At 68.7% G+C, this 24,243-nt stretch carries 17 protein-coding genes; 11 read left to right on the top strand and 6 right to left on the bottom strand.

The window, feature by feature from the left end:
* Positions 1-172 precede the first annotated feature (172 nt).
* On the bottom strand, positions 173-625 hold the full coding sequence (locus ABN028_RS00810) for a MerR family transcriptional regulator (protein WP_349329576.1): 453 nt from the start codon (positions 623-625) through the stop codon (positions 173-175).
* A 46-nt stretch (positions 626-671) separates the two neighbouring features.
* Between ABN028_RS00810 and ABN028_RS00805 the strand changes: the two genes are divergently transcribed.
* The 8 genes from ABN028_RS00805 to ABN028_RS00770 all read left to right on the top strand — a co-directional run bounded on the left by ABN028_RS00805 (position 672) and on the right by ABN028_RS00770 (position 12,211).
* Complete coding sequence (locus ABN028_RS00805) at positions 672-1,289, top strand: class I SAM-dependent methyltransferase (protein ID WP_349695220.1); 618 nt, start codon at positions 672-674, stop codon at positions 1,287-1,289.
* Between the two features lie 115 nt (positions 1,290-1,404).
* The gene (locus ABN028_RS00800; RefSeq protein ID WP_349695219.1) at positions 1,405-2,517 is read left to right on the top strand and encodes a lactonase family protein; all 1,113 of its coding nucleotides are present in this window, start codon (positions 1,405-1,407) and stop codon (positions 2,515-2,517) included.
* A 472-nt stretch (positions 2,518-2,989) separates the two neighbouring features.
* Positions 2,990-5,467 carry a YncE family protein gene (locus ABN028_RS00795; RefSeq protein WP_349695218.1) on the top strand — a complete coding sequence of 826 codons (2,478 nt, stop codon included), beginning with the start codon at positions 2,990-2,992 and terminating at the stop codon, positions 5,465-5,467.
* Positions 5,468-5,618: 151 nt separating this feature from the next.
* Positions 5,619-6,593, top strand: a complete 975-nt coding sequence (locus ABN028_RS00790) for a DUF1775 domain-containing protein (RefSeq protein WP_349695217.1) — start codon at positions 5,619-5,621, stop codon at positions 6,591-6,593.
* Complete coding sequence (locus ABN028_RS00785; RefSeq protein WP_349695216.1) at positions 6,590-8,416, top strand: copper resistance CopC/CopD family protein; 1,827 nt, start codon at positions 6,590-6,592, stop codon at positions 8,414-8,416. The genes ABN028_RS00790 and ABN028_RS00785 overlap by 4 nt, the downstream gene beginning before the upstream one ends.
* A 36-nt stretch (positions 8,417-8,452) precedes the next feature.
* A complete protein-coding gene (locus ABN028_RS00780) occupies positions 8,453-10,402 on the top strand; it encodes a PepSY-associated TM helix domain-containing protein (protein WP_349695215.1) in 1,950 nt (649 codons plus the stop codon).
* A gap of 11 nt (positions 10,403-10,413) precedes the next feature.
* A complete protein-coding gene (locus ABN028_RS00775) occupies positions 10,414-10,908 on the top strand; it encodes a 2Fe-2S iron-sulfur cluster-binding protein (protein ID WP_349329583.1) in 495 nt (164 codons plus the stop codon).
* Between the two features lie 88 nt (positions 10,909-10,996).
* The gene (locus tag ABN028_RS00770) at positions 10,997-12,211 is read left to right on the top strand and encodes an NAD(P)/FAD-dependent oxidoreductase (RefSeq protein ID WP_349695214.1); all 1,215 of its coding nucleotides are present in this window, start codon (positions 10,997-10,999) and stop codon (positions 12,209-12,211) included.
* Between the two features lie 11 nt (positions 12,212-12,222).
* On the opposite strand, the gene ABN028_RS00765 is transcribed toward ABN028_RS00770, so the two are convergent.
* The 5 genes from ABN028_RS00765 to ABN028_RS00745 form a co-directional block, all read right to left on the bottom strand.
* Positions 12,223-13,263, bottom strand: coding sequence for a zinc-dependent alcohol dehydrogenase (locus ABN028_RS00765; protein WP_349329585.1), 1,041 nt, complete (start codon positions 13,261-13,263; stop codon positions 12,223-12,225).
* A 166-nt stretch (positions 13,264-13,429) separates the two neighbouring features.
* Entirely contained in the window at positions 13,430-14,950 is a 1,521-nt protein-coding gene (locus tag ABN028_RS00760; RefSeq protein WP_349695213.1) for a rhamnulokinase, read from the bottom strand.
* 6 nt (positions 14,951-14,956) lie between these two features.
* On the bottom strand, positions 14,957-17,053 hold the full coding sequence (locus ABN028_RS00755; RefSeq protein WP_349695212.1) for a bifunctional aldolase/short-chain dehydrogenase: 2,097 nt from the start codon (positions 17,051-17,053) through the stop codon (positions 14,957-14,959).
* Between the two features lies 1 nt (position 17,054).
* A complete protein-coding gene (gene rhaI, locus ABN028_RS00750) occupies positions 17,055-18,236 on the bottom strand; it encodes an L-rhamnose isomerase (protein ID WP_349329588.1) in 1,182 nt (393 codons plus the stop codon).
* 40 nt (positions 18,237-18,276) lie between these two features.
* Positions 18,277-18,597 carry an L-rhamnose mutarotase gene (locus ABN028_RS00745; RefSeq protein ID WP_349329589.1) on the bottom strand — a complete coding sequence of 107 codons (321 nt, stop codon included), beginning with the start codon at positions 18,595-18,597 and terminating at the stop codon, positions 18,277-18,279.
* A 289-nt stretch (positions 18,598-18,886) separates the two neighbouring features.
* Between ABN028_RS00745 and ABN028_RS00740 the strand changes: the two genes are divergently transcribed.
* The 3 genes from ABN028_RS00740 (at position 18,887) to ABN028_RS00730 (ending at position 24,223) form a co-directional block, all read left to right on the top strand.
* The gene (locus ABN028_RS00740; RefSeq protein WP_349695211.1) at positions 18,887-20,164 is read left to right on the top strand and encodes a Gfo/Idh/MocA family protein; all 1,278 of its coding nucleotides are present in this window, start codon (positions 18,887-18,889) and stop codon (positions 20,162-20,164) included.
* A gap of 275 nt (positions 20,165-20,439) precedes the next feature.
* The gene (locus ABN028_RS00735) at positions 20,440-22,284 is read left to right on the top strand and encodes a glycoside hydrolase family 2 protein (protein ID WP_349695210.1); all 1,845 of its coding nucleotides are present in this window, start codon (positions 20,440-20,442) and stop codon (positions 22,282-22,284) included.
* A 133-nt stretch (positions 22,285-22,417) separates the two neighbouring features.
* Positions 22,418-24,223, top strand: a complete 1,806-nt coding sequence (locus ABN028_RS00730; RefSeq protein ID WP_349695209.1) for a hypothetical protein — start codon at positions 22,418-22,420, stop codon at positions 24,221-24,223.
* Positions 24,224-24,243 lie beyond the last annotated feature (20 nt).

The following is a 24,243-nucleotide window of genomic DNA, read 5'->3' as shown; positions in this document are numbered from 1 at the left end:
TTCGATGCGGAACGGAAGTGGTCGCATTTCGCCACGAGCCGGAGCAAGCTCGTTGATGGGAAAATACGGTCACCGTGGTAGAAAGCCAGGCGGATGTTACGAACGACGCCGAGTGGTACTACTCGACCGTTACGATCCGGTCACCACATCCGCTCTCGGCAGTGCGAGACGTTTAACGCCTGCGGTATCCGTCAGGCACCGGCTGACCGTGCTCCGCGGCGAGCTGTTCGAGGGGTACTCCTGCGAGCCGCCGGTCAAGCGCATCGATCATGTACGGACACTCACGAACCGGGTGCTCGGCCGGACATTTCGCGGCGTGCTCGAGGAAGTGCTGAGCCCCTCTGGCCTGGGCGATGAGGTGCTCGAGCATCTCGATCTGCTCACTGACGACCTCGCGCCAGCGATCACTCGGCTCGTCGAGGACAGCCGAGGCGGCGTCCAGGCTCATCCCCAGCTGCTGCATGATCTGGATGAACGCGAGACGGCGCAACTCCTCGGGACCGTACATCCGCCGGCCGCCCTGGCGCGCCGCTGGCCGGACGAGGCCCTTCTCGTCGTAGTAGCGCAGCGCCGACGTGTTCATCCCGAGGCTGGTGGCGGCCTCACCGATGGGCAGGAGATCCATGCCGCCATTTGACTTCAAGTCGGGTTGAAGCGCCAGTCTGACGGCCATGGAGACAGAACTCGCACGTTCGTGGGCCATGGAGCGGCCGGTCACCTCTCCGTTCGCCAGGCCCAATGGCATCAGGGGACGCCTGGCCGGGCGGATCATGCTCTGGACGAACCCGCAGCACGTCGTTCTCGACAACCTCGAGGTGCGGCCCGGTGATCGGGTGCTCGAGGTCGGGTACGGTCCAGGCGGCCTGGTCCGGTTGCTTGTCGAGCGTACGGACGCCGCGCTCATCCAGGGGATCGATCCCTCACCCGACATGCGGGACGTCGCGACGAGAGTCAACCGGGTCGCGGCCGGGGAGGGCCGCGTCGACCTGCGCGTGGGGACCGCGGAACGGACAGGGCTCCCGGACCAGAGCGTCGATCACGTCGTGTCGGTCAACAACGTCGCGATCTGGCCCGACCTCGAGGCGGGTCTCCAGGAGTTCCACCGTGTGGTACGCCCCGGCGGCACGGTGGTGATCGCCTGGCACGGAGGGACGGACCCCTCCCGGATCGCCCGGTCCCTGCGCCTTCCGAAGGACAAGCTGGACCGGATCGAGCACGGCCTCGAGAAACTCTTCTCGCAGGTCACGCGCCGCCAGTCGAAGAACCTCGACATCTTCAGATCCCGCTAGGGGGTGTCTGATGGATCACGATCGATCAGACACCCCCTAGCATGCGGCGAGCAGTCCCTGACATGCTCCTCACTCAGCCGACAGGACCAGATGCCTGGCGCGCGGAACGGCCAGGATGGCTGCGGTCGAGGCGTGCGAGCGCAACCAGACGGAGGAGCCAATGGCGAGCAGCGGCACCGCGACCGACCACCGCAGGGTCTACATCGGTTCGTTCACGGTGGGAGCGGGAGGCGACGGGGCTGGCATCAGTCTGGCCGAGCAGGACCGCCGCTCAGGTGCACTCGAACTCGTCGGACTCGTGGCCGAGACAGCCTCGCCAGCTTTCCTCGCCTGGCATCCGAGTGGCAGCTATCTCTACGCCATCAACGAAACCGCCGCAGCGTCGGTCGTCGCCTACGCCGTCAGCGCGTCGGGCGAGCTGACCGAGGTCGGCACCGCCCAGCCGACCGGCGGCAGGGGAGCCTGTCACCTCACAGTTCATCCGTCCGGGCGCTATCTATTGACCGCGAACTACGGCAGCGGGCACGTCTCCGTGCACCAGATCCTGCCCGACGGGTCGGTGGGCGACCGCACCGACCTGATCCAGCATGCCGGCTCGGGCCCGAACCCCGACCGCCAGGAAGGACCCCACGCGCATCAGGTACGCATCGATCCGAGCGGTCACCAGGTCCTCGTCGCCGACCTGGGCATCGACGCCGTCCTCACGTACGCACTGGACCTCGACGCCGGCACGCTCACGCCAGGACCGGTCGCGAAGACGGCGCCGGGCGCAGGACCCCGCCACCTCGCCTTCGCACCGGACGGGATGGTGCACGTCGCCGGCGAACTCGACTCCACCGTGACGACCTACGCGCTCGATCCGCGGACCGGAACGATGGAGGGTCGAGGCGTCGCGCCGTCGACCGTGCAGCGCGCCCCGGCGGACAACTACCCGTCGGAGATAGCGATCAGTGACGACGGCCGTCATCTCTACGTGGCCAACCGCGGCCTCGATGTCATCGGCACCCTGGAGGTGTCGGGCGCGAGCGTGCGGCCGGTCGCCGACGTCCCCACAGGTGGGGCGTGGCCGCGGCACCTGGCCGTCTTCGGTGGACATCTCTATGTCGCCAACGAGCGCTCACACGAGGTCACGCACTTCGCCCTCGACCCGGTGACCGGCGTACCGAAGCAGGCCGACGACGTGCTGGCCGTGCCCAGCCCCGGCTGCATCCTCCCCGCGCCGAGCTAGCACGCCAGACCCGTCCACCACGGACGGGGCCCACCAGGCCCTTTCTGGGCTCTTCCCACAGCGTCTTCCCGCCGGGGCGGGAAGACGCTGTCGGACGGGATCCCGGCACACCCGTTACCCATCACCACGGTTCGTCGTTGAGCGGGACGAGTGCTGCACACCGGCAGAGGACGGCCCTTCCCCGGTGGCTACTGTCGCGCCCTATTCGGGCATATCACCGAAATCCCGCATTGAGGGTTAAGCCCGTTTAACGGTGCATTTACGACCTCGTCTCCATTTCGGCGCCTCTCAGGCATTTCACTCTTTGTGTTCGAACTGTGCCGTCGGATCAAGCGGCAGTTCGAGCGACCCTCTGGGATCGAACGAAGGGAACCTCATGCCCGAAAATGCTCCCCCGGGAGCGTCGAGGAGACGCAAACGTCTCAAAGGAGCGGCCACGGTCCTGGCGCTCGCGGCACTCGGAACGGTGACGATGGCAGCACCGCAGGCGGCCGCGCTGCCCGTCGGTGCTGGTCCGGTACCGATCACCTTCGATCTGAAGGACAGCAACGGCAACTGGTTCGACTCGGGGCTCGACCTGTTCGGCGGTCAGTCGCTCGCGGTGGGTGTCCTGCCGCGGGTCGGCATCCCGAGCGTCGGTGGTCCGGTCGGCGTCCCGGACGTCGGTGGACTCGCCGGCGGCGGGGTTCCGGACGTCGGTGGGCTCACCGGCGGACTGACCGGCGGCCTTCCGGACGTCGGCGGGCTCACCGGCGGACTGACTGGCGGACTGACCGGTGGACTCACCGGCGGCGGCCTTCCGGACGTCGGCGGACTCACCGGCAGCGCACCGGACGTCGGCGGGCTGACCGGCGGTGCCGCGGGCGTCGAGGGGCTGACCTCCGGCGTACCAGGCATCGGTGGACTGACGTCGGCTCAGGCCTCTGGCCTGACCAACGCCAACCTGACCGACTCGCTCTCCGGCCTCGTGTCGGGTGCGACCGGCGGGGTGCCGTTGCTCGGGGAAACCGGGGTCAACCTGTCCGAGATGCTCAACCTGGACAGCACCCTGGCGGCCGTGACGTCGATCGCGCAGTCCAACAAGGAGGCGGCTCCGGCCGCCGCCAAGGCGGAGTCGCTGCTCGGGCAGTTCGCCGAGCGGACGGCCGACCTTCCGGTCGATGCGCCGATCAGCCTCGACAGCCTGCCGGTCGGCGTCGACCTGCAGAAGGCCCTCGATGACCTCACGAAGTTCGCCCAGAAAGGCCCTGCGGTCACGGCGACCTTCAACATCGCGGGTCCGGACAACGAGTCGGTGCACGACATCACCTCGCTGATCCGGCCCAAGGGCGCTCCGATGTTCGAGCAGCCGGGTGCCTTCATGGGCGAGGCGTCGACCCAGCTCACCGAGCCGGGACTGTACGCGTGGACGTGCACGATCCACCCGTACATGCTCGGTGCGGCCGTCATCGACGACCCGCTCACGGTCGGGCTCGACTTCGGCAAGGAGCTCGAGGTCACATCGCGCGACCTGAGCGTCCCGTCCAGCGCGGACGTCATCCAGCAACTGGTGCGGTCGTTCTTCACGATCACCGTGCCGGACAACTGGCAGGAGTTCAGCTACACCGAGTCCTCCAGCTGGAACCCGGTGTTCCCGCCGGCGCCGATCCTGCAGTACGACGAGGACGGCGACCAGGTGCTGATCCCCAACCTGGATGCGTACTACGACCAGAAGTTCAAGTACCCCAAGGAGTTGCCGGCGCTGAGTCCGCCGAAGACCCCTGGGGTCGGCGAGGTCTGGATCGACACCCAGATGGAGGAGTACGCCGGTAAGGACAAGGTGGGTGCGGCCACGAAGATCGATGTCGAGAACTGGAAGATCGCTCGCAAGATCTCCGGTTCAGCCATCAACATGAACAACCCGCACAACATGTGGACCGACAAGAACTACAAGTACCTGTACCAGACGGAATGGTTCGACGACGAGCTGTCCGTCTTCGAGCGGGAGAGCGGCAAGCACGTTCGTACGGTCAAGGTGGGACCAGACCCCTCCCACGTGATGACCCGGACCGACACGGACGAGGTGCAGGTGGCCATCAACGGTGGCACCGATGTCGTGGAGCTCACGCCGGGCGCCACGAAGATCGATCGGCGCATACCGGTCGGCCCGCAGAGCCAGGAGGCCATGCCGCAGCACCCGCATGCGTTCTGGCTCAGCCATGACGGAAAGACGACGGTCACCCCGAACGTCAATCCGTACGACGCCACCATCGTCGACAACGAGTCAGGGACGTGGCGCAAGGCACCAACCGGTGAGTTGCCGATCGCCACGGGCATGACCCCCGACTCGTCGAGGGCATACCTGGCGGACTTCCTCGGCGCAAGCATCTCGTGTATCTCCATCGCGGAGGACGCGTGTATGCAGGATGGCGAACTGGTGACCAACAGCAGCATCGACCTGTGGGAGAACTACGACCCGATCTCGGGGCCCACGGGCGGTCCATTCGGTGGCCTCACCATCCAGCTCCCGGTGAGCCCGGACGGTAAGGCGCTGCTGGCGGCCAACACCTACAGCGGCACGGTCTCCGTGATCGACCCGTCGACGAACGAAGTGGTCAAGGACCTGCCGTGTAACGCCGGCTGTCACGGCATCAACTTCGGTGCCAAGAAGGGCGGCGGTTACTACGGCTACGTGTCCAACAAGTTCTCCAACGCGGCACAGGTGATCGACATCGACCCGAACATGGATGGCGACATCTCTGACGCCACCATCGCTGGGCAGCTCGTGATGTCGCAGGAGCCTGGCACCGCGATGGAAGACACCATCACGGGTCAGGACGGCATGGGCGGACAGGGTGTGTTGCCTGTCCCGATTGTCTACAACGGCTGGTCGCAGCAGGTTCCCGCCGGTTGGCGGGAGAAGCTGACCTGCGAGCAGCTCAACCCGATTGATCCAGACGCCTGCTCGTAGGCATCTGAACGCGGCCCGGGGCATCGCCCTGCCCCGGGCCGCACCCTCGATGAACAGAGTCTCCATGAACGGTCCCTGCTCAGGGCCGCCTCCTTCATTCGTGCATTCGTGACTGGTCGTCCCGGCCTTGCCATCCCCAGGGAGTCCCACCATGGCGCTCTGCCAGTCCCGCCTTCCCCGCTATGTCACTCTCGTACTCACCGTGCTAGCCACTGTGCTCGCCACGATGGCCGCGACCACGCTCGGCGTCCTCGTGATGGCCGAACCCGCCGCGGCCCGCGTCTCGATCGTGCCCGGCACGGTGAAGGGCGGAGGAACGGAGACGTTCGCCATCCGGCTCGCCAACGAGCGGCAGGACACGTCGACGAACCGGCTCGCGCTCGTCTTTCCCGACGACACACCGATCTCGATCGTCGAGGTCACCCCCGTGAAGGGCTGGACGGTGAGCATCTCGACAAGGCCGCTGAACCCGCCGGCCGAGGTCGAGGGTCGGGCCGTCCGCGAGGTCGCCGAGTCCATCGTGTGGGAAGGCGGCCGCGTCGGCCCTGGCCAGTTCGAGCAGTTCCTCGTCACGCTGGGGCCGCTTCCTCGCCACGGCCGCCTCGCCCTCGAAGCGACCCAGACGTACGCGAACGGCGACACCGACAGGTGGCCCGACGCCTCGGCATCCAGTCAGCAGAACCCCGTGGCGCCGGCCATCACCATCGGCGCGGGAAGGGTCGCCACCCCGTCCGCGAGCCCGCCGGCGGCCGACGCCGCGGCCGTCAAGTCGGCCGACGACTCCGCCGACCGAGGCGCCTCTGCCCAAAGCGCCGGTGAGTCGGGCGGGCAGTCCGACGACGACATCCTGACCCTGCTGCTCGTCCTGGTACTGGCCTGCATCGGGGTGATCTTCGGGATCGCTCTCGTCCGGCAGGTGCGAACGCACCGGAGCGCCTCATCCGGCGAAGCTACGGACGATGCCGACCAGCCGGACAGTGCCGACCAGGCGGGCGACACCGACCACGCGCATCACGCGGACCACGCGGCCGATCCGGCGGACCACGCGGCCGATCCGGCGGACCACGCGGCCGATCCGGCGGACGAGGCGGGAACGGCGGCGGCGACCGAGGCGAGCACCCGATGACACTTGTCCAGAGTCGAGGCCGAAGGGCCTCGGCGCAGGGCACGCGTACACCGTCGCTCGTCGGGCGAGCCATCGCGGTCTCGTTGCTCGTACTCGGGTGCTGGGCCGCGTTGCTCGTGGTGGCGTCGCCATCCACCGGCGACGCCGTGCTGCGATCCACCTCGCCGGGTAACGGCGAGACCGCGCGGCCGGAGCGTCTGCTGCTCACCTTCGACCGGCCCGTTCCCGCGGGGTTCGTCACCGTCCGCATGACCGACCCGTACCGCAGGGAGGTCGTCCTCGACCGTCCGAGCAGAGTGGACGGTCGCGCCGACACGATCTCCGTGCCGATGCCGAGGACGCGGTTCGCCGGCACGTACGCCGTGGCGTGGAGCCTGCCGTCCAGCCAACTGGAACCCGTCGGCGGCACGTTCACCTTCGACTTCGTGTCCCGGAGCCGGGAGCATCCGGCCCCACGGATCGAGACCGAACCGAGCACGGTCATCGTGGTGGTCTGCACGCTGGCTCGGTTCGCCGCGTTCGCGGCTATGGCCGTGCTCGTCGGCGCCGTGTTCTTCGTCGCCGTCATCTGGCCGGCCGGTGCCCGTCGTGTCCGCCGCCTGATCACCTACGCCTGGCTCGGGCTCGTCGCCGCCACGCTCGCGGTTCTCGTGTCGTACGGACCCTATGCGGCCTGGGCACCGCTGACCGACGCTCTCGACCCCGCGCTCCTGGTAGCCACCTTCCAGTCGGAGCAGGGCGCCGCGTTGCTGGCGCGGCTGTTGGTGCTCGTGCTGGCCGGGTTCGCCGTTGCGGAGCTGGTTGCCGCCCGGCCGCCCGAGACCAGAGGGGAGCTGTGGCTGCGAAGCGGCGGTGTCCTTGGCTGCACGGCAGCGCTCGCGGCCACCTGGGCCCTCCCGGGTCACACCACGTCCGCGCTCGGGCCGCTCGAGGTGGCCGTCGACATCGTGCACCTCACCGCGTTCGGAGTCTTGGTCGGTGGCCTGGTGCTGTCGTGCGCGGCGCCGCTGCGCAACCGCGAGGTCACCGACGCACGCGAAGCGGGTGCCCGGTTCTTCCGCGTCGCGCTGGTGTGCCTCGGCGTGCTCGTGCTCACCGGCGGCTACCAGAGTTGGCGCCAACTCGGTGGCCTCGACGCGGTGACCGCCACCCCGTCCGGCTGGCTGCTCCTCGCAAGGACCGCGCTGGTGGTCGCACTCGCGGCGGTCTGCGTCGCGGGCCGCTGGTGGCTGCGCCGGCGCGACGACTGGCCGCGGCATGGTCCGGGCAAGCGACGTCAGCCGGTCGCTCCGACCAAGGGTTTTCGCCGGCTCATGGCGGTCGAGGCCGGGGTTGCCGGAACCTTCCTGGCCGTGACGGCACTCCTCGTGGCCGTCCAGCCCGGGCTGCTCCCGGCGACCGGCGCACAGCGGCCGGTCACACAGGGATCGGCCACACAGGGGTCGGCCACACAGGGGTCGGCCATACAGGGGTCGGCACACACGCTTCCCGCCCCGGCACGGCTCGCGTTCGACACCGGCGGCCCCGGCGGAAAGGGCTGGCTGGATCTGGTCGTCGTCCCCGCCACTGTCGGCGAGAACACTCTGCACTTCTCGGTGCTCGACCGGAAAGGCGCTCCCAAAGACGGCAGCGCGGTCAAGGCCGTCCTCCAGCGAACAGGCGGTACGGGCAGGTCGGTGCGGGTGACGAGCCAGGAGGTCGCACCGGGCCACCTGGTCAGCACCGCGACCATCCCGGCCCGCGGGGAGTGGGAGCTCGCGCTGACCATCCAGTCCGTCGGCGGGCATCGGCAAACCCTCACCGGCGTCGTGGACGTCGGCTGACGGCTGTCCCGCCAGGGCACACAGAAGGAGTTCACGTTGTCCACATCGGACGCCGCTCAGGACACCGCTCGGCAGGTCCGGCGGCCGGCCTCCCACACCAGGAAACCGCGACCCGCCGACACGCGCACCGTCGTCCGCGTGCTTGCCCGCCGGCTGCACTTCCTGGCCGGGATCTTCGTCGCACCGTTCCTCGTGGTGCTGTGCCTCACCGGTCTGCTCTACGTGTTCACCCCGCAGATCCACGACAGCCTGTACCACTCGATGTTGTACGTCCAGAACGCCGACGGCAGACCACACCCGATGTCGCACCAGGTCGAGGCAGCACTCACCGCACATCCGGAGGCCACCGTTCGGGCAGTCATGCCGCCGCCCGCACCGGACCGCACCACACGTGTCCTGCTGTCGGTGCCCGACCTGGACGACTCCGGCGAGCCTGGCGCGACCCGGACGGTGTTCGTGGATCCCTACACCGGCTACCTCAACGGTGAGCTGACCACGGTCGCCAACCAGCTACCCGCCAACACCTGGCTTCGCGATCTCCACAGCAACCTGCACCTCGGCGACGCTGGACGGCTGTACTCCGAGCTCGCCGCCAGCTGGCTGCCGTTCATCGCCCTCGGTGGCGTGGCCGTGTGGCTCCTCCAGCCGGGCCGCAGACGGCGGTGGGGTGAGCTGCTCAGGCCCTCGACCCGCAGCAAGGCGGAACGGTTGCGCCTGCTGGGTGTGCACGGCCCGGTCGGGCTCTGGTTGGCCGTCGGCCTGCTCCTCCTGGGTCTCAGCGGGTTGACCATGTCCCAGTTCGCGGGCGGTCGTACGCAGCAGGCGGTCGACCCACTCGACGCGCGAGCTCCGGCGCTCACGGGAGCCCCCGTCGACGTGCCGGCGAACGCCGACCGGATCGGCATCGACGAGGCGCTGGCCGTCGCCGCGGCGGAGGGGCTCGGTGGTGAGTTGGTGGTGACTCTCCCCGCCGCGGAGAGTCGGCCGTACACCGCCGCCGAGAGGTCGGTCGGCCTGCCCCTCCGGCACGACAGCATCGCGATCCATCCCTCCTCCGGGAAGGTGATCGAACGGATCGGCTGGAGCGACTACCCGCTGGGCGCCAAGCTCGCGACCATCGGCGTCGAGTTCCACACCGGCAGGCTGTTCGGACTCGCCAACCAGATCATCGTGGCGCTGCTGGCGCTCGGCGTGATCGCGTTGGCCTGGCTCGGCTACCGGATGTGGTGGACGCGCAACCCCTACAAGGACCCGTGGGCGTCAGCGCCTCCGCCGGCGTGGCGGCAGCTGCCGCGTACCGTCCTGGCTGGCGTCGTGGTGACCGCCGCCGTGCTCGGCTGGCTGCTGCCGGTCTTCGGCGTGAGCCTGGTTGGCTTCGTGGTCGTCGACGCGGTGATCAACGCGATCCGGCGGCGTCGACAGTCGCTCCGCACCCGAGCGGCGCTCACCGCGGGTACCGTCAGTGCCGGCGCCACGGCCCTGGTACGGCGACTCCGTAGGCGTCCGGCAACGGTGGCAGCGGGGTCGGCCGCCCTGGTTGCCTCCGTCGTCCTCGTGCTCTCCGTCCTGTGGCCCTTCGGCGCGCGAGAGATCGGCGAGGCGCTACCCGCACCGGCGCCCACCCGCCCGGCCGTACCACCGGAGACCCGCGAGCCGACTCCCACGGAGTCGGTGACAGGGCCCACACCGACGCCCGAACGGACACGACCGGGCTCGGAGCCCGCCGCGGACTGGTCGCCGCCGGTCACGCGGCCGAACCGGGACCCCGGCGCACCCGGGCCAGCCGGGACGCCTACGCCGACCGCGACCGAGCAACCCCCCACGTCCGCGCCGAGTCCGTCGCCGACCGCGCCGGAACCACCACCGAGCCCGTCGCCCACGTCACCGAGCCCCACTCAGCCGCCCAGTCCGCCACCGCCCGACAGTCCGACGCCGTGCACGGTTCGGATCGCTGACCTGTGCGTCATCGTCGACCTCCCCTGGTGAGGACACCGCGCATGCTCACTGGGGGCGGATTGCGGGGGGCGAACATTTACCGCACAACGCACGGCTGGCTCATTGAGAGCGAATCTAACATTCCGGCAATAAGCCCTTATTACCGTTTCCTCTACGCGGCATCGACGCCCACGTCCACCGGAAAGGCATTTGGAAAGGTCGGAGCTTTGATGATGCCCAAGATCACCTATTGTCAGCAGGACGGCTCCGCGATGTCCTTCGATGTGCGCACGGGGATGTCGGTCATGGAGGCGGCGCTGGAAGGCGGCGTCGATGGCATCGTCGCCGAGTGCGGCGGCAACCTCATCTGTGCCACGTGCCATGTCTACGTCAACCCCGAACAGCTCGACAGGCTGCCCGAGATGCGCATCGACGAGGACGCGATGCTCGACAACACCGCGAGCCCTCGCGAAGCCAACAGTCGGCTGTCCTGCCAGCTGCGGGTCACAGGCGAGTTCGATGGTCTCATCGTCACCGTTCCCGAGGAGCAGACGTGACCACCGAGCGAACCCGACGCAGTGAGCGGAGTGGCTGGCGATGCGCAGCGAGCCGTCCGCGGAGCGAACGAGGAGCGGTGAGCGAACAATGAGCACCGTCGTGATCGTGGGTGCCGGGCAGGCGGGCTACCAGGTGGCCGCGTCGCTGCGGGACAAGGGATATCGGGGCCGCGTCGTCCTGGTCGGCAATGAACCGGGCATCCCCTACCAACGGCCTCCGCTGTCCAAGGCGTACCTCACTGGAGCGCTGGCTGACGCCAGGCTCGCGCTGCGTCCGATGACGTTCTATGCCAAGCACGACATCGAACTGGTGGCCGGGCACGCGGTCGGCATCGACCGCGAGTGCCACCGACTCCGCCTCGCCGACGGCCGCGAGCTGGAGTACGGGCATCTCGTCCTTGCCACCGGCACCCGCAATCGGGAGCTGTCCGTTCCGGGTGCCCAGCTCGACGGCGTACTCGGCCTGCGTACCAAGGCCGACGCCGACCGCATCCGCCAACGGCTGGGCACCGCCCGCGACATCGTGGTGATCGGCGGCGGCTTCATCGGACTGGAGTTCGCCGCGTCAGCGGCGAAGCTCGGGCTGACGGTGACGGTCGTCGAGGTGGCGGACCGGGTGATGCGGCGGGCGGTGTCGCCGGTGGTGTCCCAGCACTACGAAGCCTTGCACGAGCGGCATGGCAATCGCGTGGTGCGCGGTGTCCCGGTGGCCGGCCTGCACGGCACGCAGCACGTGACGGCGGTCGAGCTCGCGGACGGCACCGTGCTGCTGGCAGGCGTCGTCGTGGTGGGAATCGGTGTGGTGCCCAACACCGAGCTCGCCGCGGAAGCCGGACTGGCCGTCGACAACGGAGTCGTCGTCGACACCCACATGTCCACGTCGGACCCCGATATCTCCGCGATCGGCGACTGCGCCGCCTATCCCAGCAGGCACACCGGCCGCCATGTCCGCCTGGAGTCGGTGCAGAACGCCGTCGACCACGCCAGGTGCCTGGCCGCCCGTCTCACAGGTACCGCCGAGCCCTACACGTCACTGCCGTGGTTCTGGAGTGAGCAGTTCGACGCCAGACTCCAGATCGCCGGCATCTCGGACGGTTACGACAATGCGGTCGTACGCGGCGATCCCACGGAAGGCGCCTTCTCGGTGTTCTGCTTCCGTGGGGAGCGGTTGGTCGCCGTCGAGTCGGTCAACCGCGTGCCTGACCACATGGCTGCTCGCCGTCTGCTGGCGGCCGGCCGGTCACTCCGCCCGGCCGACGTCGTGGACAGCTTCGACCTCAGGAGCTACGCGGCGGCGTCGTAGGGGCATCGGGGCTACGACGACGACGGGTCACCGGGGAAGACCAGCACCTTGCTCGCGCCGTCGGTTCCCCTCGCCAGTGCCTCGAACGCGGTCGGCGCCTCCGCCAGGCCCACCCGGCCCTCGACCAGCCGGGCCAGCTCCGGCGGCGCCGTCGCCACCCAGGCAGCCGTTTCGCGGAAGTGGTCGGCCGTGTAGCAGTAGCTGCCGATGAGGGTGCGTTCCTCGATACTCACGTCGTACGCGGGAATGCTCACCTGCGGCTCGTGCATGCCGACCAGCACCACCCGCTCGCCCGGCGCACATACGGTCAAGGCGTCGGTGAGGGAACGCGACGACCCCACCGCGTCCACGACCAGGCTCGGTGGGCCGCCGAGCGCGGCCGCGGCATCGTCGGCGAGCGAGTCACCAGCAGCCGGGTCGATGGTCGCCACACCCACGTCGGCGAGCAGCGAACGGCGACCGGCGTGCGGCTCGGAGACGACAAGTCCGCCGGCACCAAGCCGCCGGGCGGCCAGCGCGCACGCCTGCCCGATGGGCCCGCCGCCGACGACGAGCACCCGGTCGCCCGGCCCGCATCCGCCACGGACGACGGCATGCTGACCGACCGCGAGCGGTTCGACCAGGGCGCCGTACTCGGCCGGCATGTCCTCGGGGAGGGGCACGGCGTTGCCGGCCGGGACCGCCATGAGTTCGGCGAACGCCGAGCTGTACGCCGGATCCACGCCGATGATGCGCTTGACGGGGCAGCGGTAGTCCAGCCCCGCGCGGCAGGCGGCACAGGTGCCGCACGCGAGCACGGGGTGGACGGTCACCAGCGTCCCCACCGGCGGCGCGGCCACGTCCGGCCCGACCGCGGCGATTCGGCCGACGGTCTCGTGCCCCATGACCTGTCCGGGAAAGCGACGGCCGTTCTCCCCGGTGAAACCGTGCACGTCGGACCCACAGATTCCGGTGGAGACGACGCCCACGACCACCTCACCGGGGCCCGCGACAGGATCCGGCCGCTCCTCGACCGCGATCTCCCAGGGGCCACGAAAGACAAGTGCGCGCACGAGGACCCTCCCGCGGTTCGACGTCGCCGGCACCATACCCATCGGCGCGCCGGCTCATGAAAGGGCGGTCAGCCGGCGGACCGACCTGCGGCAACCGTCCGTCCGGTTCCGGTCGGTTCGGCGACGTCCAGGACGTACGCCTCCACGCGCCGGGCGGCGCGTCGTGTCAGTCGCCCAGGTGGGCCCGCCAGCGGTCAGTGTCACGGGGATCGTGGCGGCGCAGCTGCTGGGTCTGCCGGACGAGCGCGCGTCCGGCCACGCGATCGGGGATGACGCCGTACGCGCGTGCCTGGACGAGCAGGTTCCCCAACGCGGTCGCCTCGACCGGGCCGGCCACCACGGGCCGCCCACAGGCGTCGGCGGTGAGCTGGCAGAGGAGGGTGTTGAGGGCGCCGCCGCCGACGATGTGGACGACGTCGACCTGGGCGCCGGAGAGTCGCTCGGCCAGTCCCACGTTGCGCGCGTGCGCGAGCGCGAGGCTGTCGATGACACACCGCGTGAGCGCCGCGGGGGTGGTCGGCTCCGGTTGGTTCGTCCGCCGGCAGTACGCGCGGATGCGTCCGGGCATGTCACCCGGAGCGAGGAACTCCTCGGACTCGGCGTCGACGACGCTGCGCAGTGGCGGCTCGGTCTCGGCGGCCGCGAGCAGACCCTCGAGACTCACCTGCTCACCCGACTCCTGCCAGTGGCGCAGGCTTTCCTGCAACAGCCACAGCCCCATCACGTTTCGCAGGTACCGCACGGTGCCGTCGACGCCCACCTCGTTGGTGAAGTTGGCGGCGAGACTGTCCGCGGACAGGACGGGCGCGGGTAGCTCCACCCCGACCAGAGACCAGGTGCCGCACGAGATGTACGCGAAATGCTCACCCTCGGCCGGCACCGCTGCGACCGCGGAGGCGGTGTCGTGCGACGCGACCGCCGTCACCCGCAACCCGTCGTTGACACCCAGTGCCGAACGCACGTGCGGCAGCAGTGTGCCGACAGGCTCGCCCGGTTCGCGCAAGGGCGGGAAGATCCGCCGTGGCAGGTCCAGCTTGGCGATGAGGTCGTCGGACCAGCCCGACCTTGTGACGTCGTACAGCTGGGTGGTGGAGGCGTTCGTGCGTTCCGCCCCGATCGTGCCGGTGAGGCGGTGGCACAGCAGGTCGGGGATCATCAGCATCGCCGCCGCCCGGGCAAGGTCGTCCGGTTGTTCCGCGAGCAGCTGGTAGGCGGTGTTGAACGCCATGAACTGCAGGCCGGTCCTCGCGTAGATCTCGGCGTCGCCGAGCTGCGCCCGGACGCGTTCCATCACGCCCGCGGTGCGCCCGTCCCGGTAGTGCGCCGGCGGCGCGATCAGTGCGCCCGACTCGTCGAGCAGACCGTAGTCGACGCCCCACGAGTCGATGCCGACCGACTCCAGCCGCGACGCGTCAGGAAGGGCCGCGGCCGTCTCTGTGGCGGCTCGGATCCCAGCCAGGATGCCGTCCCACAAGGCGTCCAGGTCCCAGGACAGCCGGCCGGCCGCCTCGATCGGCTCGTTCGCGAACCGGTGGACGACCTTCGCCGTCAACGTGTCCTGGCCGACGTGTCCGAGCAGCACCCGCCCACTCGACGCGCCGAGGTCGACGGCCGCGGCGGTCAGCGTCTTCTGCCTGGCTTGAGCGGTCGGTGAGGCCTGCGGGGCGTTCGTCGTCGGGCTGTCCATCCGAACTCACCGCAGGAAGGCAGCGGCGACGCCACTGTCGACCGGGACGTGCAGACCGGTCGTGCGCGAGAGATCACCCGCCACCAGAGCGACGACCGCCGCCGCGACGTGCTCGGGCAGGACCTCCCGTTTCAGCAGGGTGCGCTGGGCGTAGTACTCGCCGAGCTTCTCCTCCGGTACGCCGTAGACGGCCGCCCGCTGGGCACCCCAGCCGGAGGCGAAGATGCCGGAGCCACGGACGACGCCATCAGGGTTGATGCCGTTGACCCGGATGCCGTGCTCTCCCAACTCGGCGGCCAGCAGCCGCACCTGGTGTGCCTGATCGGCCTTCGCGGCGCCGTAGGCGACATTGTTGGGTCCGGCGAAGACGCCGTTCTTGCTGGAGATGTAGACGATGTCGCCGCCCATGTCCTGGTCGATCAGGAGAGCGGCGGCGGCCCTCGCCACCAGGAACGACCCGCGCGCCATCACGTCGTGCTGCAGGTCCCAGTCGGCAGTCGTCGTTTCCAGCAAGGACTTCGAGATCGACAGGCCGGCGTTGTTGACGACGAGATCGATCCCGCCGAAGGCGAGGACCGCACTGTCAAGGGCAGCTTGCACCTGGTTCTCGTCGGTGACGTCGACCGTCACCGATGCCGCGACGTCCGCGCCGCCGATGCCTTCGGCGACCGCCGCCGCCGTCTCGGCGTTCATGTCGGCGACGACGACGCACGCGCCTTCGGCAGCGAGCCGTTCGGCGATGGCCTTGCCGATGCCCGAGCCGCCGCCGGTGACGAACGCCACCCGCGTCGCGAGCGGTTTGGGCTTGGGCATCCTCGCCAGCTTGGCCTCTTCGAGGATCCAGTACTCGATCCGGAACTTCTCGCGTTCCTCGATCGGCTGGTAGGTCGAGATCGCCTCGGCGCCCCGCATGACGTTGATCGCGTTGACGTAGAACTCGCCGGCCACCCGCGCGGTCTGCTTGTCCTTGCCGAAGCTGAACATGCCGACGCCAGGAACGAGGACGATCGCCGGATCGGCGCCGCGCATGGCCGGTGTGGCGGAGTCGGCGTACCGCTCGTAGTAGGCGCGGTAGTCCTCGCGGTAGGCGGCGTGCAACTCCCTCAGGCGAGCGGTCACGTCTTCCAGCGGCGCAGAAGGCGGGAGGTCGAGCACCAGCGGGCGGACCTTCGTCCGCAGGAAATGGTCCGGGCACGACGTGCCAAGGGCGGCGAGGCGCGGATGTTCCTTGCGGGCGAGGAAGTCAAGCACGGCGTCAGAGTCGGTGTAGTGGCCGAGCTGCGGACGGTCGGTGGAGGCGAGGCCGCGGACGAACGGAAGGAGCGCCGCCGCCCGCGCCCTGCGTTCACCTTCGGGAAGCGGTTCGTAGCCGGCGACGACCGGCCCGAACGGGTCAGGGCGCCCGTGCTCGTCAAGGTAGCGTTGACAGGCTTGGATGATCTCCAGCGAGTTGGCCTCGCACGCCTCGGAGGTGGCACCCCACGCCGTGATGCCATGACCGCCCAGGATCACCCCGATAGCTTCCGGATGCGCGGCCTTGATCTTCGCGATGTCCAGGCCCAGTTGAAATCCTGGGCGCCGCCACGGCACCCACACGACCCGGGAGCCGAAGCACTCCTTGATCAGCGCCTCACCGTCAGCGGCCGCCGCGAAGGCGATACCGGCGTCAGGGTGGAGATGGTCGACGTGCGCGGCGTCGACGAGCCCGTGCATCGCGGTGTCGATCGATGGTGCCGCCCCGCCCTTGCCGTGCAGGCAGAAGTCGAACGCCGCCACCATGTCGTCCTCGCGTTCGACCCCTTCGTAGACCTCGGTCAGGGCCCGCAGCCGGTCGAGCCGCAGGACCGCGAGACCCTTCTCCGTCACGGTTCCGAGGTCGCCTCCCGAACCCTTGACCCACAGCAGCTCGACATCGGCGTTCGTCACCGGATCGGTGGCCGTCGCCTTGCACGACGCGTTTCCGCCCGCGTAGTTGGTGTTGCGCGGGTCCGCGCCGAGTCGGTGGCTGCGATCGAGCAGTCGCGCGACGTCGGGATGCGTGGCGGACCCACCGGGACGCGTGGCGGACCCCGCCGCCGAAGGTACGTCCGGCACGTCAGGCACCTCAGGCACCCCAGCCGGCGGCCTGGCCGTCCTTGCGTTCGATCTTGACGCGTTCGGCGTGCCCGGACCCGCGGTAGGCCGCGATCGGGTCCGGGTCGATGCCCATCTCCTCACGTACCTCACGCAGGAGCGGTCGCACATCGGTGTTGTAGGCGTCCATGACGACCGCGTTGGCACCGAGCACGTCGCCGTTCGCCTGGGCTTCGGCCAGCGCGGCGGAGTCCACCAGCAGCGCCTTGGCGGTCGCTTCCTGGACGTTCATGACCGAACGGATCATCGCCGGGACCTTGGGCTCGAGGTTGTGGCACTGGTCGAGCATGAAGGCGACGTTGGCGGACGCGTCCAGCGCACCCGCCTGAACGATCTCGTGCATGATGCGGAACAGTTGGAACGGATCCGCCGCCCCGACCATGAGGTCGTCGTCGGCGTAGAACCTCGAGTTGAAGTGGAACCCGCCGAGCTTGCCCTGGCGGAGCAGGAACGCCACGATGAACTCGATGTTGGTGCCCGGTGCGTGGTGCCCGGTGTCCACCAACACCTGCGCCTTGTCGCCGAGGGTGACGCAGTGGGCATATGACGTTCCCCAGTCGGGAAGGTCCGTCGCATAGAACGCCGGCTCGAAGAACTTGTACTCCACCAGCATCCGCTGACTGTCGCCGAGCCGGTCATAAGCCGAGCCCAATGCCTGCGCAAGGCGATCTTGACGCGCACGGAGAGAGTCCTGGCCGGGATAGTTGAGCCCGTCGGCGAACCACAGGCTGAGGATGGACGATCCCGTCGCGTCCATGATGTCGACGCACTCCAGCAGGTGGTCGACGGCCTTCCTACGTACGGCCGGATCGGGGTGGCACACGCTGCCGAGCTTGTAGTCGTCCTCCTGGAAGACGTTCGGGTTGATCGCCCCCAGCGCGATTCCCATATCTTTGGCGTGCTTGGCGAGATCGGCGTAGTCATCCACCCGGTCCCACGGGATGTGCAGGGCGACACTGGGAGCGACGCCGGTCAGGGTGTGCACGAGAGCGGCGTCATCGACCTTTTCGTAGGCGTTTCGCGGCACGCCCTCCTGAGCGAACACCTTGAACCGCGTCCCCGAGTTCCCGTAGGCCCACGACGGTGTCTCGATGTGTTGGGCACGCAGAGCGGCCTTGACACTGTCGACCATGACACTGGCGTTCGTCGTCATTGCCTCGCCTCTCTTAGGAGAAACACCGTCCGTCAGAAGCTCAGTCGAGGTGGAAGACCTCGTCGAGCGAGCGCATGTCCGTGTCGGCGCTTCCCGAATCAAGGTCCTCGAAGAACTCGGCCATTTCCGCCTGCCAGCGACGGTTCACGTCGCGCTCCGCCATACCCGCACGGGCCGCCTCGAAGTCCTCGGTCTCCAGATATCCGACCAGGAGGCCGTCATCGGTGAGGAAGAGCGAGTAGTTGCGCCACCCGGTCTCGCGCAGGGCGTCCTGCATCTCGGGCCAGACATGCCGATGCCGCTCGCGGTACTCGTCGAGTCGGTCGCGCTTGACTCGCAGAAGGAAACACACGCGCTGCACGAGCCTGCTCCCCTCTTCCAGGTCGACGGGCGGCTGCCCACCCCTCCCAGCACTGCCCAACCGCACGGTCTGAATCGTTTCACGAATGGTAGGGAGCGCCACTGGGAGGGTCAACAGCAGGGTCCCGGAGAGGACAGACCAGATCCGGCAGCGCCGGGCGGGGGTGTGACAGTGCCGGCGTACCCTCCGGTTCGGCGCCACCCACCTGGCACCATCGTGTCCTGACGTCGACGAATCCCGCGCGACCAGGTGTGGACACGGCCGGGTCGGTACAAGGTTGGAGCAGCTGGTGAACGTACAACCACGCATCCCGATCGGACGCCCGGTCACCTTCGCCATTCTCGGCGCTGGCAACCGCGGCTCGGTGTATGCCAACTGGGCGGCCGCTCATCCAGACCGGGCCCGTGTCGTCGCCGTCGCCGAACCACGCGACCACCACCGCGCGGCGCTCGCAGAACGCCACGGCATCCCGCCGGAGCACACGTACTCGTCCTGGCAGGACCTCATCGCCGCCGACAAGATGGCCGATGCCGCCATCGTCGCGACCCAGGACGCCGAGCACGTCGAACCCGCCGTCGCCCTCGCCAACCAGGGCTACCACCTGCTCGTGGAGAAGCCGATGGCCCCTGACGAGGAGGGCTGTCGCACCCTCGTCCAGGCCGTGCGCTCCGCCGGGGTGGAGTTCGGGGTCTGCCACGTCCTGCGCTACACGCCGTACACCAGACTTCTCAAGCAGGTGGTGGATTCCGGCCGTATCGGTGCCATCACCAGCGTCCAGCACCTCGAACCGGTGGGCTACTGGCATCAGGCCCATTCCTACGTCCGTGGGAACTGGCGCCGGGAGGACCAGTCGTCCTCGATGCTGCTGGCGAAGTCATGCCACGACATCGACTGGCTGCGCCACGTCATCGGACGGCCGATCGAACGGGTGTCGAGTTTCGGGACACTCTCGCACTTCACGCCGGAGCATCGGCCCGTCGGCGCGGCCGACCGGTGCCTCGACTGCGCGGTCGAGTCCGCCTGCGCCTACTCGGCGAAGCGGATCTATCTCGGCATGATCGAGCGTGGCCACACCGGCTGGCCGATCCACGTCGTCACCAGCGACCTGACCGAAGCGGGCGTTACCCAGGCTCTTCGCGACGGCCCCTACGGACGTTGTGTCTACGCCTGCGACAACGACGTCGTGGACCACCAGGTGGTGGCGCTCGAGTTTGCCGGCGGAGTCACGGGAACCTTCACCATGACCGGGTTCAGTGCACCGGGACATCGACGTACGCAGATCTTCGGTACGCGGGGCAGCATCGACGGTGACGGCGAGAAGATCCGGGTGTTCGACTTCCTGACCGACGAGACCGAGGAACTGTCGGTCGAGTCGCTGGGCTCCGACGCGGGGTCGGGACACGGCGGCGGCGACGCGGGTCTGATGGAGGCCTTCACGCAGGCCCTCGCCACGGGTGACTCGTCGTTCATCAGCTCCGGCGCACTCGAGTCGCTCGAGACTCACCTCGCGGTCTTCGCCGCCGAACGCGCCCGCCATGCCCGCACCGTCGAACCCGTCCCCAACTGACCCTCGAGCCCCAGCCCCCAGCCCCCAGCCCCCAGCCCCGCCCCCGTCTTCCCGCCGACGCCCGGTGATCATGATCGTGATCAGGTAGGTTTTTGGGGCCTATCGCCCGATCTTCTTTCATGATCATGAGAGCTCGGCCTTCGCCGGGGCGCGTCCATCCCCGGACAGTAGGCACCGTTGAGGTGAATCCGGGGTTAGAACCACTTGTGGCGGTCTGAGAGGATCGGCTTTTACATCGATGTAGGAGCTTGCCTCCCGCACCTTGAGGAGCTGCCGTGCCAGACGAAGCCCCGCGGGCCACCACGGACGACGCCGCCCAACCGTCGCACTCCGGCGACTGCCCCCGTCCCGAGTACCCCCGTCCACAGTTCGTACGCCCGGACTGGCTGAACCTCAACGGACCTTGGCAGTTCGAGATCGACCGGGGCGACACCGGGCTCGAACGCCGGCTCGCGGAGCGGGATCTCGGGTCCGAGATCACCGTGCCGTTCTGCCCGGAGTCCGAGCTGTCGGGAATCGGTGACGTCGACTTCCTCCACGCCGTCTGGTACCGCCGGACGATCCAGGTCCCCGACAGCTGGGCCGGCCGCACGGTCCTCCTGCACTTCCAGGCCGTCGACTACGACACGACCGTCTGGGCGGACGGCGTCGAGGTGGCCCGCCATCGGGGCGGCTGGACTCCGTTCACAGCCGATCTCGGCCAGGTCGCAGGGCAGGAGATCACCCTCGTCGTTCGGGCCCGCGACCCCAAGGACGGGCCGCTCCCGCGCGGCAAACAGTCCGACCGCTACGGCAACTACAGCTGCCTCTACACCCGGACCACCGGCATCTGGCAGACGGTCTGGCTGGAACCGGTTCCACAGTCCCACCTCGGCCGCCCTCGGATCACTCCCGACCTCGCCGGCGGGGCGTTCCATCTCGACGTCCCGGTCACCGGCGGATCCCGTCGCGGCCTCGCCGTCAAGGCCCGCTTGTCAGACGACACGGGTGAGATCACCACCGAGCGCATCCGTGCCGACCTCGACTTCGGCGTACGCCTGACTCTGCGAATTCCGGAGTCCCGGCAGCGGACATGGTCACTCGACGACCCGTTCCTCTACGACATCGCCCTCGAACTCGTCGACGAGGACGACACCATCGTCGACGCCGCGGCGACCTACGCCGGCCTTCGCTCGGTGACCATTGACGGCAAGGCGATCCTGCTCAACGGCCATCCGGTGTTCCAGCGACTGGTTCTCGACCAGGGCTACTACCCGGACGGCATCCTCACCGCGCCGAGCGACGCCGCGCTGGTCGCCGACATCGAACTGTCCAAAGCCGCCGGCTTCAACGGCGCACGCCTTCACCAGAAGGTCTTCGAGGAACGCTTCCTCTACCACGCCGACCGGCTCGGGTACCTCTGCTGGGGAGAGTTCGGCGACTGGGGCGCCAACGCCGGCAGAGAAGGCGACAACCAACAACCCGGTGCCACCTACATCACCCAGTGGCTCGAGGCCGTCGAGCGTGACTACTCTCACCCGTCGATCGTCGGCTGGTGCCCGCTCAACGAAACCCGGCAGTGGTTGCACGACAAGGTGACGGTGCTGGACGACGTCACACGCGGGATGTTCCTTGCCACCAAGGGCGCAGACCAGTCCCGGCCGGTCCTGGACGCCTCCGGCTACTCCCACCGCGTCCGCGAGACCGATGTCTACGACTCCCACAACTACGAACAGGATCCGGCGAAGTTCGGCAAGGCCATGGCAGGTCTGGCGGAGGACCAGCCCTACACCAATGCCGGTGGCGCCGACCGGCCATGGTCGATCTCGTACGCCGGACAACCCTATTTCTGCAGCGAGTTCGGCGGAATCTGGTGGAACCCCGACGCGGGGCCGGACGAGGACTCCTGGGGATACGGCGAACGGCCACGGACTCTGGAGGAGTTCTACTCCCGTTTCGAGGGGTTGGTCGCCGTGCTCCTGGACGACCCGAACATGTTCGGCTACTGCTACACCCAGCTGACCGATGTCTACCAGGAGCAGAACGGCGTCTATCTGTTCGACCGTCGGGAGAAGTTCGACCTCGAACGCATCCGGGCAGCACAGACGCGCACAGCGGCGATCGAGAAGGACGACGGCTGAGCAACCGGGCACGGCACCGGCGCGGACGCAGGGCAGAAACAATCGGCACAGCAACAACCAGCACAGCAACCGCCAGCGCAGCAACGAGACGACCAGGGCTGGAACCACGGAGCAGGTGGGAGTCATCACCGTCATGAACGTCCGTCCGTTGGACCTGTTGGCGACCGGTGTCGAGAGCTATCTTCCTTACCTGCAAGGCTCCGGAGAGCTGCACGACCCGGTGTTCGACGAGCCGACGCAGTACGGCACGGCGTATCACATGTTCTGTCACGCCGCCCTGTCCGTCCTCGGCCCGGCCGAACGCCGGGAGTTCCACCTCGACCACGCCGTTCGCGGTCTCGACGCGGCACTCACGCACACCGGCAACCCGTCCTTGACACCTTCGGCGGCCGGCTTCTCCCGTGCCACGGGAGCCGTCCGCCGATCCAACCACCGCGATTTCACCTGGCCACCGATTCTCAAGACCTACCGCATCCTCGCGGCGGCTGGTGCGGACCGGACCACCGAGTTCGCCGAGCGCATCAAGGCCGTCGACATCGAGGCGTCCTTCCGCAGTCGCCCGCCGTCGAACTGGGCGTCGGTGTGGTTGTCCGGAGAGTGGATCCGGATCCGCGAAGGCCTTTCTCCGTACACGATCAGCGATGTCGACACCTGGCTCGGTGTGTTCCTCGACGACCTGCTCCGTCCGGAGGACGGGTTCTACTTCGAGCCGGGCAAGCCCAACTCCTACGATCTGTTCACGCGCTACCACGTTGCGGATCTGCTGGCGGAGGGCTACGACGGTCGCTTTCGCGGGGACCTGGAACGGCTCATGGTCACAGGGCTCGATCGCAGCCGGGCGGTCCAGATGTCCGACGGGTCCCTGGCATCCGCGCACCGGAGCGCGGGCCAGACCTGGACGGTCGGTGCCCAGATCGCCTTCTTCACCCTCGCCGAACGCTACTTCTCCGGCCTCGGCCCCGACGTCGGCGGCCAGCCGGCGAACACCAGCAACACAAGCGATCCCGCACTGACCAGCAACACGGCGCGCACTGTAGCCGCCGCCGACGGCGCCCGTCGCGCGTTCGCGTCAATGCGGCGTTGGCAGCGCGCTGACGGCCCGTTCAGCCCGGTCGAGAACCTTCTTCCAGCCGGCTACCGGATCGGCTACGAGGGCTACACCGCCGACGCCCACTACGGCAACCTGGCCTTGGCATTCCTCGCCGCCGCGCTGCTGCACGGGTTCACCGACACCGCTCCTGTCACCGCCGATCGTCCGCCCGCCGTCCGCGTCGAACACACGCCGACCTACCGAGGCGTCGCCCACTCCGGTCCGTACAGTGTGGCGGTCAACGCCGATCCCGCACCGGCCTACGACGGGTACGGCATCACCGACCTCACCGTCGGACCGGGCCGTTTCCTGCAGTTCGCCTCCAGCGTCAAGCATCCGGAGACGGGGACCTTCGTCAACCTGGGCATGGCTCGACGCCCGACACCCGGGCGTACCGGCCTCGACATCATGGCCCAACGGACGTTAACCCTCGACGAGCCACTCGCCTCCCTAACGCCCGGTCCGACCACCCGCGGCGTCCGGTTGCGCGCCACGGCACCGGAGGCGGAAGACCAACCCGCGTTCGCCTACGAGCTCACCGTGCTCGCGGCCCCCGGCGGTGTCTCGGTCGTCGAGGCGACGCCGGGCACCATCGATCACCGGACACTTCTCGTTCCCTACCTGCGCGATCCCGGCACCGGTGTCCACACCACGGTCGAACAGCGCTCCGACGGCATCCACCTGACCTACGGCGATGAGACGGTCGCGGTGACGGTCGATGCCCAGATCGAGGCGATGATCCATCTTCCGTTCGGATTCGAGAACCGGCGCGGCCTCTGCGGACTCGTCCGCCTCGATCTCGACGAGCCTGCTGATCGGATCAGCTACCGGATCAGCGTCGTCGGCTGACTGAGGAGCCCCTTCACGCC

The organism is Actinopolymorpha sp. B17G11 (assembly GCF_040196095.1).
GTDB lineage: Bacteria > Actinomycetota > Actinomycetes > Propionibacteriales > Actinopolymorphaceae > Thermasporomyces.
The sequence above is the reverse complement of the archived record's forward strand: the minus strand, read 5'-3'. Positions and strand labels throughout refer to the sequence as shown.